Source organism: Nostoc sp. LEGE 12454, assembly GCF_056620565.1.
This window is the reverse complement of the sequence record NZ_JBWQXL010000057.1, coordinates 1-14,105: the sequence shown is the minus strand read 5'-3', so window position 1 is coordinate 14,105 and position 14,105 is coordinate 1. Positions and strand designations below refer to the sequence as shown.

At 40.8% G+C, this 14,105-nt stretch carries 12 protein-coding genes; 9 read left to right on the top strand and 3 right to left on the bottom strand.

Translation table 11 applies throughout. From position 1 onward, the window contains the following. Window positions 1-102: 102 nt before the first annotated feature. The 3 genes from AC1F2U_RS31005 to AC1F2U_RS30995 all read right to left on the bottom strand — a co-directional run bounded on the left by AC1F2U_RS31005 (window position 103) and on the right by AC1F2U_RS30995 (window position 6,984). A complete protein-coding gene (locus AC1F2U_RS31005) occupies window positions 103-3,243 on the bottom strand; it encodes a sacsin N-terminal ATP-binding-like domain-containing protein (protein WP_480264611.1) in 3,141 nt (1,046 codons plus the stop codon). Next, window positions 3,236-6,367: a DEAD/DEAH box helicase gene (locus tag AC1F2U_RS31000; RefSeq protein WP_480264610.1), complete on the bottom strand. Its 3,132-nt coding sequence runs from the start codon at window positions 6,365-6,367 to the stop codon at window positions 3,236-3,238. Before AC1F2U_RS31000 ends, AC1F2U_RS31005 begins: the two co-directional genes overlap by 8 nt. A 323-nt stretch (window positions 6,368-6,690) precedes the next feature. After that, entirely contained in the window at window positions 6,691-6,984 is a 294-nt protein-coding gene (locus AC1F2U_RS30995) for an ImmA/IrrE family metallo-endopeptidase (protein ID WP_480264609.1), read from the bottom strand. Between the two features lie 51 nt (window positions 6,985-7,035). On the opposite strand from AC1F2U_RS30995, the gene AC1F2U_RS30990 reads away from it, so the two are divergent. The 9 genes from AC1F2U_RS30990 to AC1F2U_RS30950 all read left to right on the top strand — a co-directional run bounded on the left by AC1F2U_RS30990 (window position 7,036) and on the right by AC1F2U_RS30950 (window position 13,997). After that, window positions 7,036-7,749 (top strand): hypothetical protein, encoded by a 714-nt coding sequence (locus AC1F2U_RS30990; RefSeq protein WP_480264608.1) that lies wholly within the window; start codon window positions 7,036-7,038, stop codon window positions 7,747-7,749. Between the two features lie 182 nt (window positions 7,750-7,931). Beyond that, the gene (locus AC1F2U_RS30985; protein ID WP_480264607.1) at window positions 7,932-8,411 is read left to right on the top strand and encodes a P-loop NTPase family protein; all 480 of its coding nucleotides are present in this window, start codon (window positions 7,932-7,934) and stop codon (window positions 8,409-8,411) included. Between the two features lie 63 nt (window positions 8,412-8,474). Beyond that, window positions 8,475-8,708, top strand: coding sequence for a hypothetical protein (locus AC1F2U_RS30980; RefSeq protein WP_461919144.1), 234 nt, complete (start codon window positions 8,475-8,477; stop codon window positions 8,706-8,708). A gap of 551 nt (window positions 8,709-9,259) precedes the next feature. Next, window positions 9,260-10,408, top strand: a complete 1,149-nt coding sequence (locus tag AC1F2U_RS30975; RefSeq protein WP_480264606.1) for a ParM/StbA family protein — start codon at window positions 9,260-9,262, stop codon at window positions 10,406-10,408. Window positions 10,409-10,410: 2 nt separating this feature from the next. Beyond that, window positions 10,411-10,983, top strand: a complete 573-nt coding sequence (locus AC1F2U_RS30970; protein WP_480264605.1) for a hypothetical protein — start codon at window positions 10,411-10,413, stop codon at window positions 10,981-10,983. Between the two features lie 45 nt (window positions 10,984-11,028). Further along, a complete protein-coding gene (locus tag AC1F2U_RS30965; protein ID WP_480264604.1) occupies window positions 11,029-11,799 on the top strand; it encodes a P-loop NTPase family protein in 771 nt (256 codons plus the stop codon). 169 nt (window positions 11,800-11,968) lie between these two features. Beyond that, the gene (locus tag AC1F2U_RS30960) at window positions 11,969-12,754 is read left to right on the top strand and encodes a DUF6753 family protein (RefSeq protein WP_480264603.1); all 786 of its coding nucleotides are present in this window, start codon (window positions 11,969-11,971) and stop codon (window positions 12,752-12,754) included. 152 nt (window positions 12,755-12,906) lie between these two features. After that, window positions 12,907-13,236: a hypothetical protein gene (locus tag AC1F2U_RS30955; protein ID WP_480264602.1), complete on the top strand. Its 330-nt coding sequence runs from the start codon at window positions 12,907-12,909 to the stop codon at window positions 13,234-13,236. 95 nt (window positions 13,237-13,331) lie between these two features. Further along, window positions 13,332-13,997: an ATP-binding protein gene (locus tag AC1F2U_RS30950; RefSeq protein WP_480264601.1), complete on the top strand. Its 666-nt coding sequence runs from the start codon at window positions 13,332-13,334 to the stop codon at window positions 13,995-13,997. The last annotated feature ends 108 nt before the right edge of the window (window positions 13,998-14,105 follow it).

Below are 14,105 nucleotides of genomic sequence, written 5' to 3'. Positions count from 1 at the left end.
CAATTTGTAATCTATTCATTCTTTGCTCTAGATTTTACGCAAATTTTAAGTAATTTTATTAAGTAATTTTACTTAAGTATGTTGTTTATCACCACTAATTTACTAATTTTCTGAACCTATCGCCTCCTTTAACAATCCTTGAAGTGGCATTATGTGTTTTTCCAAAAATGTGATGTATGTATCCTGCCCACAGAGTTTAATGTGTAGTTTTCCTCCTGTTTTTGGAATTGAATTAATTTGCTCTTCAATATCATTTCCTAGCTCGACTGAACCATGTTTGAACTTAGCGCAACAGGTGGGACACAAGCAAAGAACATTACCCAGATTATCAATCCATCTTGCTTTTGTGTAAGAAACTAAATACACTCCCTCAAAATATGGTTCGCCATTTCGCTTCGGGAAAGTTTCGTAACAAATTTGACATTTACCGTCGTATATTGCCTTTAGATCAGTTCGTATATTATTATTTTTACCTTCCCATTTCTTAGATTCAATTTTCTTGAATCTTTCAATGATGGATGGTTCTTTGTCTTTATCATTGCGAATACTATCTTGTATTTTCTGAAAACGAGCTTCAGGATTAGGAACTGGACTTGATTCTATAGCTTCATTTAATTCAGTTTTACCAGGGCGGGAAAATACTTCTTTAAGAGCAGTTCTGTAGTCAATGCTAGGTGTTTCTGGTTCTGGCGAAGTACCATTACTAGATGTTGTTATTGATCCTGTTCCATTGTTTCGTGTTTCTTCAGATGATGCACCTTTAATTAACTTTTCAACCCAGAGCTTTTGCTTGCGTGGGTTTTTTCTTAGGTAATCAAGGAGTTCGGGTAATATTCCTATTCTTTTAGCTTCTTCTAGCAGAGAAGCCCTTGGTTTGACTCCTATACAAGTTGCAAGATCCTCATCTTTTTCATCTCTAATAAAATCCTTAGATACATCATCAAGAGATAAAGTGTTAGGTTGACACAATTTTAGTAGGGAATTAGGAAGCCATTTTTGGGTAGAAACTTGATGCCATACTTTGGAAAAACATTTTTCTTTTTGAGCATCTTGGTAGGTTACACGTTTAGATGATTCTATTACTCCACTCAGTTTTTGTCGGTTAGGTAACAACAAATAATTCCATATATATGATGACTTATCGTATGTAGGATTTTCTAAGGCATGAGCTAAACCATCAATAGAAAAGTTAGGATCAAATCCTTTAATACCTCGTTTACGATTACCTTTACTGTCAGAAATAATAACGTAACCATGAGCATTAGGAGAACTATAATAACAACGAACTGTCTCACTAATACCTAGCTCAATCAGCAGTTCACGGTCAATATAAATATTATTATCTAGAAACCAAGCTGCTTCATTACCTTCAAAGTACATTTCTAAACTCTGGGAACGAAAATATATTTTTTCAGGTGGTTGATATTCCTGTTTATTTGTTTTTGCATTGATAGATAGTAGAAATGGTGTATCTTTTAGTTGTTCTATAAGCTGTTTTCTTTCTGTAGAAGACGATGCTTGTAAAGCATCCTCAATTATTTGAATATCCTTTTTATTTTGTTCTTCATCAATTTGTTTTAATACTTTGTATTTACGAATAATATGATCACGTACTTCTGTATAACTACTAGGTTTTTCTAAACCTAGTCTTTCTAAAAATGTTTTAGCTTCTGGAATTGCAACAATTTCTACTTTAACAGTTGGTTTACTTGTTGGTACATCAGTTGGTAAATAGGCATTTGGTTTTTTAGTATGATAGTCAAATGGTGTTACGTGCTTATTATTTTGTAACCTGATGAAAGGTTTGTTCAATAGTGGTGGATTTTTTCTATGTGTTTCTTCTTTCCAAAGTGCTTCTTGACCTATGAGGAAGGTATAAAATTCTGCTACCCAATCATCTGACTGCTGTGTAATAAAATCTAGACTAAATTTTGAAGCAAATTTGTCAGGTTCTATTTCTTCAACTTTCAGAATATCCCTAATATATTGGCATAATTCAGGAGTAGTATTCCTAGATATTTCGTCAGATAACCATGTGTAATTATCTCCATAAAGCTGTTGTAATTGAGTATCTGAAAGAAGTTTACGAAGTGCAGCACTTCGAGCTAATTTAGCCTGTGTAGCTGGAATATAACGTCCGTCAGGTGTAGGCAACAAGGCATTTTCTTGAAAGGCTTCACATACCTCGTTAAATACAGGATAAAACATAGCATTTTCTGGAAATTCAGATGCACGTATGGGAAGAATTTGTAAACAACTTACGGTGAGTAATCCTAAATCTTTTAACTTTGGAAGAACACTAGCTACTAAATCAGCAGTAATTTCAATTAGTTTCTGGTTAAAGCTATCATTAGGAGGAATTTTTGCCCTATCTGGTGTAGTACGATAAGGACCTTGTACTAAAAAATTCAAATGAGTTTCCTTTTCAGTTGGGAAGAAAACTACTAATTGAGAATTCGATACAGGAACAATTTGTTCTTGCTGAGTTTTTTTATCTTTCTGAACAAGAAAAGCAACTTCAACTTTGAGATTTAGCTGAGAAGGAACTGGTTTAGCAAAGATGAGCCAAGTCTCTTGAGTATTATCAAAAGATGTATTTATCTTAATAGTAACTCGTTTATAACCAGCGTCATGTTCTAAAATGTCTCGCTTGTAAATTACTTGCTGTCCCTTTTCTAGATGCCAATAAATTTCTTCAATATAATTTAGAAATAGCAAATTGCGCGGATTGAATTTTCGCAGGTGAGTTTCAATCTCTTGGTAAGCAACTGCCTTAGATAAATCTTGTTTGTTAAATTTAATAATAAAAAGAGTAGTATATTCTCCAGATATAATAACATCACTCGTTACAGCATGAGGTCTAACATAATGTTCAATAAAAAAATGTTCATCACCTGAGTGAATTTCTGGAGAATCAGTATAGGCATAGACTGACTTGAAGCCAATACCAAACTTTCCAATTTTTGTTAAGTCTTCCTTTTTGGTACTCTTCACCAATCCACAGATACCCTCAACATCTGCTTCTGTAAATAATCTACCATTGTGATAAACTTCAAGGCGGTCATTAAATAATTTAAAAATTACTTTTGTAGCTCCTGCATCCTCTGCATTTTGAAGTAATTCATAAATAAAGTGCGTTTTGTCACTGTACAAGCTAGTAAGAAAGACAGGCCCATACTCATCTATATCAGTACCATATCTTCTAATATTTTCTTCTGTAATTTGTTTGTAATTGCTAACCATTTGTGATCACCCCTTGTACTAATAAAATTCCTACGGCAACTCGCTGACTAATAATGTCTGCTTCACTGCGATTTTCTAAATCAGAACGCTTGCTTTCGTAATCTCGTAGAATACGCGATCGCTCTGACTCTTTCATCCGAATAATCCCCTCTTCTTTAGCCTGATTTAGTTCATTTTCTACGCGCTGAATGCGATTTTGGTAATAAGCATCAAGGCTAGCAAGTTTGCAATTTAATAACGTATTGTTTCTCTCTCGTAACTTACAGAGTTCATTTAAGCGATACTGGTGTACAGTTTCATCAAGCTGTTGAATACCAGAATCGACTAAAGAAGTTGGGAAGTTAACATATTCTGCTGGTTGTACAGCGTGGGTCAACAATCGCACTAGGGCGTCTGAAACTTCGGGTGCAAAACACAATTTATCAAGATTGCAAGCATTTCCTACTAGTCGCACTTCTGGGCGCACAGCCACCGTTTCCCAAAGATCACAAACAAAAAGGTACTGTCCTGGTGGCACTGTATTATCATAAATAGCAACTTGCGTGACGAGTGGCTCATCTATAGTCGCCCAATGAGAAATTGCCACCCGTGCTAGAGGATGAATCGGCGTGATAAATGGAATCTCCCTCTGTTCGAGAGCAGTTTTCTGGTCAAAGGTGAATAGCCAATGACGATCATCACCTTCCAGCCAACGTGTGAAAGTAACTGTGGAACGGTCTGACTGTTTGAGCGATCGCACTTTTTTAAGCAGTTCCCCTCGTCCATCTTTGTTCAGGCGTAGCCGATGGAGTCCTGAATGCCGGCTATCAACAGTAATTTGTCCTCCCAATGTTGGCTGTTCCACAAACATTTCAATCAGCTGGCGTAAATCATCAGCAGAAACAAATTTGTCTTGAGCAACTAGCGTGTCAATATCCGAAGTAAACCCCTCATCAAGCCCCAAGAATGAACCACCTTCTGCTTCCAGGCGATGCTGTTCTTCTGCTAGGCGGAGTACATTGTCTGCCATTTGTTGTGCTTTCTGTTCAGCTTGTTCGGGGCTGAGTTTGGGGTCAAGTGCCACACGAGTTAAATCTTGTACAACATCTCCCAGCACTTCCTCTAAATCCCCAATTGTGTCTTGAAAGATGCCCAATCGTTCAAAGCAACGGAAGAAAATGCGTTCTTCAACAGTGCCTGGTGTGACAAAATTAAATATGAGTACCTTATCGCTTTGCTGACCAAAGCGGTCAATTCGTCCAATGCGTTGTTCAATCCGCATAGGATTCCAGGGGATATCGTAATTTACCAAGCGATCGCAAAATTCATAATCTAGTCCTTCACAACCTACCTCAGAAGATAAAAGGATATCGAGTGCATCTGGGTTGTCGCGGGGCAAGCGGAATCGCTCTCGTAAGTGTTCTCTTTTTGCATCTTCCACCTTTCCAGTAATTACTTCTACTCTGTAACCAGCACCTTGCAGTTGCTTTTGCAGATAAGCCAAGGTATGCAAAAAGAACGAGAAAACCAATACTTTGCCAGAACCCTTACCCTCTAATGTTTCTTCTATTATTTTTAATAACTGCTCTAACTTTGGATCATTTGGTGGCAAGGCAGCAGATAGGCTACGCAGGTTTTTGGCTTTCTCCAGCAAATAGGGGAGAAGTTTAGTATCCTCATCCTCTGTTTCAATGTCGTCACTAATATCAGAGAGTGCAAATTTGCCAGTCAAGATAAATTTATTGAGTGTAGGTACAAGGGCTGGCAAACAACTCGCCGCCTGACGCTCTAAAGTATCGGTGATCAGCCGTATTACTTGTTCTTCATAGTCTAAAGAAAGCATTTCTCGACGAAATTCAATCAACGCCTGATAAAACTCTTCCTGTTCCGGTGTAAAGGGTACAGAAATCGTGTGTGGCTCACGAATTGTAAATCTCCCAATGTCCCGTCTACGAGTACGATTTATTACATGAGCTAGTGAATGCACTTCTTCTAAATCCCGCAGACAATTAATTCGGTCTGCATCAGTAAACGTTACCCCACCCCTAAACTTTTGATACCAGTCCATAAATCGAGGATCTTGGCTGAGTACCTGCTCACCCCAAGTTGTTGTTGCAGCATCTCGCAATGCTTGGAGTGCTGAAGTTTGCCAAGTATCTTCAGGAGCGTGATTACGAATATGCCGGATAGCCTGATTGAGATACTGATTAGGCTGCACCATTTCATTAAACACTGTCTCATCAAGAAACAGGTCTGGGCGTAGCAGATTGAGCAATGTATAGAGGTTGCGATTGCCAAGATGCAAAGGAGTAGCGGAAAGAAATATCACAGCTTCACTAATGTCGCAAAGAAATTTCACTACTTCATGAGAGCTAGTCCCTGTATTTCTAAGATGATGTGCTTCATCAACAATAACCAGACTAAAGCGGGGGGATGGATTAAGTGTCATTAATCCGGGGCTTGGCCGTCGCCCCTTCATTCCCTTGAGATATTTATCAATTCTCAGGAGTTCCAAATGGACTATGGCGCGTGAATACTGCAAGGGCCAAATGCCATCTAAATCAGTCTCCCGCAGGCAATAGGAAAAAGTTTCTGAAGTCAGTGGTCGAAAATCTTCATCAAAACGGCGCATTTCAGCTCGCCATTTGTTAACGAGGGCTTTGGGGCAAACAATCAGAATGTTGTCTAGCTGTTGGCGGGTTTGAAGTTCCCGTAGTATTAAACCAGCTTCAATAGTTTTCCCAACACCAACTTCATCAGCAATTAGTAAGCGGGGCTGGTCAGCACGTAAGAAACGCAGTAAAGGTTTGAACTGGAAGGGAATAAACTTGATGCGTGCTGATTGGAGGGCGTAGAGATTATCAATTTGTGGATGAGAAAGCCTTGCTGCTGTCAATCTGGCACGAAAGCCGTGTACATCCAGCCATTGTCCTGCTTTTAATGTTTCCAATAATCCAGTAGTTTTTGCAGTTGATCCAGCATCAACCAGTTGATCTTCATGGTATTCCAGGATTTGAGTGGGTGAATGGAAGACACGGTAACGCGATCGTCCCCCTGCTGGTGGAAGAATCTCGATTACTGGCCCGGATCTCGAGGGGTCAGCACGCAGACATACAAGTTGTCCCAGATTAAAGAGTGGTTGCATCCCTAATTTATACCTACATTCACATAGACCCGAAGCCAATTTTTGAGTTGAAGGACGAGCGCTCTACACTTTACTTTAGTGTTCCCACAAACAGATGCTTCAATTACATCCATGAACACTATAATTACTGATTCACTGGCAGAAAAAGACGCAGTGACCACAAGGGTACGGGGCTTGGGGATTTTGAATTTATTCCGCCCACTACGGGCGGGGCATGAACCGAAATAATTTTTAATCTAAAATCGGCAATCTAAAATTGGCACGGTCAAACTCTACTGAAAGTGTGCGCGTTGTCGCTTGCGGGGGTTTGCCCCCATCACTTTTTACCTGAACGCACCTGTCTCCCTGCTAGGTGCAGCATCACCCAGATAAATTTGCTTAGAATTTTCAGGAATGTGAATCCAGTCAAGGTCTTTTAAACGATGTTTCAAATTACGTTTTGTTATTCCAAGTTCATGTGCCATTGCATCAAGGTGAGACTCCTTAGTTAAGTCACGTCCCTTTCGTGTTTCTTCTAACTTACATCGAGGCATCAGTAAGCAACTGGCAAAATACTGAGCTTGCCACTCAATCTTTTCAAGCTGTCGGCTAACATTACGGCATAGGAACGGCTGCATATTTATCTCAATACCCTGCTCTGACCGTTCTATAAGAGAACCAACTGCGTTGTGGTTAATGTGACCATCGGCGTAACCTGTACAGCTGCTTCGTGGACTCTGGAAGCGAGCGATCGCATTTACTTTTGCATTCGCACTCCCCACCAAGGACAACGGTGTGTCGATAATAACAACCGACCCTACCGCATGACCTTATGGCACTGGCAGCAGTGGCAGAAAGACGGGATGCCCACGGTTGTTGTACCCAATGAGGGTATTTCACCCAAGGGTTTGGTCAAAGCTACTAACCCCCACAAACCCCTGTGGGCGATGGGTGCATTCGTTGGGTTTGCCACTGCGGGCTGGATGTTGCGTCACCTCCAAGACAACGAGCGCAAACTGGCTAACTTCCAAGCCATAGCAGAAACACGAGATGTGGCACAAGCAGAACTTAAAGCGCGATGGCTACGCCCGCCGCAGGCATCGCAATTGCTAGACGATTACCGTGAATTCGCAATGGCGCAGGTTGAGTTACAAACCTCACTCGACATGATAGCCAACGACCACACGGTAGACATCCAAAAAGCCGAAATCTTGGGCGAAACCGAAATCAAAATCACCCAGATGTCAGCCAACGACGCGGTGTTTGAAGCAGAAACTGCTGGGATGAGCGAGCAACAGAAGCAGGAGTACATCAACTTTCTCAAGTCTCAGAAAACCCCATACCTGCAAGGAAGCCAAACTTTACAAGGAACAGTTGACCCCAGCGATAAAGTAGAAGGTTAGGGGGATAAAGAAGCACGCTTAGAAAGTGAGAATACAGGGGGTGAAATCTCTGAACCAACCCAAAATCAGACTTCTAGGAATGATGCAAGCCCTACCCTAGAACCCTTAAATCGCATCTTGGAAAGCGCTCAACCCTAATTGTAGGTGGCACTGGTGCTGGCAAGAGCGTCACTGAAAGCTATATGCTCAACAGGTTCAGTAAACGGTTTCCCCAAGCTGATGTCTGGGCGATCGCTCAAAAGAATGACAGTTTTTGTGGGCTAGACAAAAAAGGACGGGTACTTTTATTTGACCCCCTAGAACCACAACTGGCGATGGCTGCCATTGACCAAGTTTACAACAGCTACGACCAACGCCGTCGAGTACCGGAACACCGCCGCCATGAATTTGATAATCAACCAGTCAGGTTAATCCTAGCTGATTGGCATTCAATCTACGAAACTTGCAAGGACGAAGCATGGTTTCAGCCCTACCTCAAGAAAATCAGCACCATTATTACAGTCGGTAGAGAACTAAATGTTTGCCTGATTATCGACACTCAATCGTTTAATTTAGCTGCCTTGGGTATAGGTGACAGTAATATTAGAAAAAACCTCTACATCATCGCTCAAGGCAATTATAAAATCATGAAGTTTTGCGCGATTTATTACATGAATTTTTGAATTATGAAGATTGGGAAGAAATAGCGTCGGCTGCGGCTAGGGCGGTACGGGAGAGAGTTTTGAATGTTTGAGGTAGGTAGTTATTATCTCAAGATGCACCAAAGTAATCTGACTGCAAATCGACGCAATGCTTTACGATTGCGTGAAGACTATGACGCTGTGAAAGCAGGTGTAACTATGTCAGTCAGCAATGGCCAAGTTGTTGGGCATATTAATCGACTAAAAATGTTAAAGCGACAGATGTATGGTCGTGCCAAAATAGACCTGCTGGAGCGACGATTTTTGTTGGCTATTTAAGCAGAAAAACTTTGAGGATTTCCACTTGACTTATGAGTTACAGAAATCAGTTTATCTGCAAGTTTGTTGCCGCACCTGGGGGGTGCGTTTTTTCTCCCCAGAAAAAATGTCCGGACAGCAACATAGCTTGCTACTCACCAAAGGTTTTTTTGGGCTACTCGAATCAACTGTTAGATGAATATGTGATGGATCTCTAATGGATTTGTATTGGATCTTTCATCGCATAATTTTTGTCAATAGCTAAGTATTGTTGCAAATAAAAATTATACATAGAATACGTATCTTAGACAAATGGATCTCTATTGGATCAACATTGTCACTGTAATGAATCTGCAATGGCTCGTTCGTGGATCTGGCATGGATCTGTAATGACGCACTTTTCTAAATTGAATTTTTTAGCAGAAAAGTAACGACTTAATTAATAGCAACGAAAAAAAAATAACCAATTGGCTAAAATTTGGCTCCAACAAATGGTCAGTAGAGTGATGTTCACAGCCAATATTTGCATTTAAGTTAAAAACAGCTTTTATGGATAATCACAACCACAGTCAATGTCAAATCTGATAGTCAGTTTTGACCCTGGTGCTTCCTTGACCAAGATTGTTTACGAACTAGCAACTGAAGGCAAACCATGTTTGATGACAATGGAACCAGAAATGCTGAAATTGCCTCAAAGTTCGATTGACGCTTATATGTCGAGTCGCAAGGGTCTTGAATCTCCTAAACCAGCAGATGAAGCCTGGGTGTCAAGTCCGACAGATAGTGATACACAATGTACGGTAGTTGGATTCCTCGCACGGCAGTTTTCAGCATCTGCCAGACTCGATAAGCTCAAGTACGAAACCTCAATTCACAAAGCCCTAGCAGTAATTGGTGCGATCGCTCAACACAACAAATTGCCTAACAGGTTTTCACTATCACTTACCTCACTACTACCCTATGGTGAATATCAAAATCGCCAAGCATTTGAGCAACAGTTACAGTCTGCACTCAAGGATTTTAGGTTTCGGGGTCAAAGGTTGCGGGTGAAACTGGAGAGATTCGAGTGCTTACCCGAAGGTGCGGGATTGGCAATGATTCGCCAACGCCAGAATGGTAAAGAATGGTTTAACGCCCAAACCATCGCAGTGCTGATGTTCGGACATCGCAATACCAGCCTTCTATTATTTGAACGGGGCAAGATGACGGCGGGTTATACCAATGGGTTGGGCTTTCACCAAATGGTAAAGCGAGTAATTGAGCGCACATCTGGGCAGGATGCCACTGCTTTGACCTCTGCCATCTATGCAGCTGGTTCAGACATCACAACTGATAACCAAGCAATTCGCACTCTGGTCAAAAGCAGAGAACCTAAAAATCTTGATTATGAATTGCAGATGATTGTTAATGCCATTGCTACTGCTAAAGCTGAGTATTGGTCTAGGCTTTACGATTGGCTGGAATCAACTTTACCTGCGGTGAACGAGGTAATTTTGAGTGGTGGCGCAGCATTGTACTTAGAGCAAGAGTTACAAGACTGTTTTCAAGAAATTTCAACTTATTGGGGTGCTGACTTACAGCAGCAGGTACAAGAAGTATTCAAGGATAAAAGTAATGATTATTACCGTACTTTCCGAGAGCAGGAAGCTTTGTCGTTTAGGTTGATTGATGCGTTTGGTTTGTTTATGCGGTTTAGAGCGCAAATGGAGAAGGTGGCATAACTATGACTAATAATAAATTACGTAAAAATCATGACACTAATAGACAGCGCAAAATTTTTAGATTTTCTTACCATCCTTACTCAAATACAGTAGACGGACAGTTAATCACATATTTGCAACAGGGAGATGAAGCACGTTCTAGCAAAGAGATGGTATTGCAGGCATTACGAATGTGCTGGTTGCCTTTAGCATACAAAGCACAAGCAGATGCAGGTGTAGATATTAGCGATCAAGAACTGCGTCGGGTAGGGTTGATTTGTTGTCATGCCCTGGAACAACATTTGGCTTATTTGCGAATGGAACTAGGATTACCACATAAATCAAGTGATGTTTTGCCTATGCCTATAAGCACTATGACCAATCCTCAAACGCTTGCTACTATGTTCGGTCTAGATGCAGGTAATTTCAGTCACATTAATCCTGATGATAATATTGGCGAAAACAAAGGTATTAGTAATAGTAATAGTAATAACAATAGTAAGAGCAAGCAAAAACACAAAATAGATTCTGATTACTTCATCCCTGGTGAGGGGTCTTTCCATGATGACACAGACAATATATTTGAGAATATTTAAGTATTTATTAATGCACATTTAGTCAAATTAAAAAGGAGATTTAAGATGGCAGCAATTCACTTCATGGATGGTGAAAAAGGTGGAGTTGGCAAGTCTTTGTTTGCACGGGTTATGGTGCAATACTGCATTGACAATAAACTCCCTTATGAGTTGGTAGAAGCAGACCAAAGTAATCCAGATGTAGGCGCATTTTATCCAGACAATCATAAAACAGCAGTTTTTAGCGAATCAGAGCGTAAAGCTTACGATGCTGATGAAATTTTTAATTTAGCACTAACAACTTCTGTCATTGTCAATTTACCTGCTCAAGTATACCCAGCAGTAACTGATTGGATTGAGCGGAATCAAATCCTAGAACTTACTGGGAAAAATAAGGTCAAAATATATAAGTGGTTTGTTTGTAGTGGTGGATATGACAGCGTTCAATTATTCATGCAATCTCTCGAACGCTTTGAGAACAAGATTAAACACATATTTGTACGCAATTATGGTTTATGCGATGACTGGAAACATGTAGATGGACGTAAGAATTTACAGGATTTAATCAAAGCTCATAAAGTAGCTGTCATCAATTTTCCCAAGTTCAGCTATCGAGAGCGGGATATCCTTGATGCCAATCAGATAAATTTTTCTGCGGCTAGAGATTATGGAGAGTTAGGTGTATTGGGTAAGCAGCGATTACACAATTTTCTCAAAAAAGCTTCTGAGGAAATTGAGAAAGCTAAAATTTGGAATCTTCCGACAGCTTCAATTACTGCCCCAACAGAAAAAGTTGATGATGCTAATGTCAACGGCAAAGTTGCTACCAAAAAGTAATCTAATTCAGGAGTGCTGTTATCGGTAGCGGAGTGTTTAGCCCGTGCAATTAATTTTACTTTTTTACTCAGCACTCAGAACTGTTTCGGTGACATCTCCCACCATCAAATCGGATTACCAAATGAGCGTAGGGTACGAGGGCGCTAATTAGCCAAAAGCAAATACAGATATGAGTAATTCTCACACTGAAGAACTCGATTTAGACGATGAATTTTTGGATTCAGTAGCCGCTAGAGGCAAAGGACTGAGCCAAATTCCTTACCCAACTTTACTAGATTTAGCCATTCGAGGTAAAGATGATTCATTTAAAGCTAGGGTTTGGGAAATAGTAGTCCAAACCGGACTTGACCCTGATGATCCAGCTTTTCTGATGATGATTGCTACTGGCAGGCTACAAGTACTGTTGGAAGACAATCCCAAAGAAATGGAAGCAATGTTTGACCTATGGCAAACGCAGCTTTATGACCATCTCCAGACATATGAAAAGGCAGCAGTAAAAGGTCAACAAAAAGCGATCGCTCAGTCAGTGGCGGCATTAATTAGGCGTACTGAATTTGAGCGTGCTATTCATTCAGTTCCCTCTTTAATTGCTGCGGGAATACTGCTATTAATTGCAGCTGGAGTAGGCGGAGTAGTAAGTGTAGGTGGAATGTCCTGGTATCAATCTAGTCATCTAGATACTGCTGGGCCACGCCAACTCACACAAGCCCAAGCCAATGCTTTGGAATGGGCAACCAGTAATGAAGGTAAGTTTGCTCACAACCTAATGCAATGGAATCAAGATTTGCTGAGTCGTGACCAAAACGGTCAACTTACTTGTGCTAAGGATGTCAAGCGTTTGGGGGTAACACTGGAAATTGGAGCAAGTAGCAGAAAAGCCTCATCCGGGTTCTGCACGTTATGGACATCACCTAGCAATCAGCGCCAGTTTGTATCTAAACCGCGTCTACCTTGAAAACCACAGTTTTTTGGAATTAGAGTAAAGCTCAGAACTCAAGCCACGACCGAATAATACACTCTCCTTCAAAACTCCAGGTTTCAAAATGAACGAGGTTTAAGTTAAAAAATTAGTTGTCAATTTCTCAATCGTAAAAGAGGATTTAGCAGATGTTTACCTGCAAAGTTAACTGGCTTTGGCTGCTGGTAATAGGAGGTATAGCTACAGCTTGTACCCCTAATACTGTAAATGTCAGTGGCAAGGATGAGAAGAATACGATTCAAGCTCAAGCTCAAACTGTGCCTGATTATCCGCCGATGTATGACGTAGATGTTAAAGTTTGTGGCAACATCATTGCCCCTCTCAAGGATGGAAAACGTTGTGTAAATCAACAATTGCGTTTGTGGGGGCCAGTAGGAGAGGCAAAATTAGTTCGTGCTGGTATTTCTCTACCATCAGTTTCTAGCGTAGAGCATAAATTAGCGATCGCCGCGCTGTAACCGATCGCAATTCTTGGTTAAAGACAACAGAAAAAACATCAGCACTGCAATTGCTCTTTCGTGCCTGTCAGGGTTTACCCATAGGCGAGATCAATATGCTACTACAGCAATCTTTGAGTTTTACAGAGCAGCTTGAGGAAATCTCCCAATTAGTGCTAGAGCATAAAGTTAGCAAACTGCGGGGTCGGGGTTTAGAATACATTGCTCAACCGGATGTACCTTCAGCCGGGGGATTAGATTTGCTGGAGAAAAGGTTGGAAACTATTACCTGTCTACTTCAACCTAAAGCAAAGCAATATGGTTTGAAGTTTCCCACTGGAATGCTCTTATGGGGGCCACCGGGTACTGGTAAAAGTCTTTCTGCCAAGTTAGCAGCTAAGAAAATGGGATTGCCACTGTTAGCAGCTAATTGGGGTGTACTACTGGGCGATCGTCATCCAGACAGAGCATTAAAGGAGTTTATTGCTTTGGTGACTTCCCTTTCTCCCTGTGTACTCTACTGGGATGACTTTGATAAAGGCTTTGCTGGCTGGGATTCCAATGCAGATGGAGGTGTGGCACGGCGGCTATCTGCTGCTTTGTTGACTTGGATGCAAGAGCATCAAGAGCCAGTTTATACCATTGCTACTGTCAATCGCTTGTCAATGCTACCTGCGGAATTAGTGCGCCGTTTTGATGATATCTTTTTTGTGGACTTACCCCATGAAGGGGCAAGATATGAAGTTTTCAATCTACATCTAGCTAATACCATTTCTGTATGAAGCTGCGCTAAATTATTCACAAGGGTGTATTTGGTACAAGTGTGATGGGTCTCAAATTGCAAGTTGAGATTAAACAGAGCCGAGAAGAATTGGAAAAAGCTGTTAAAT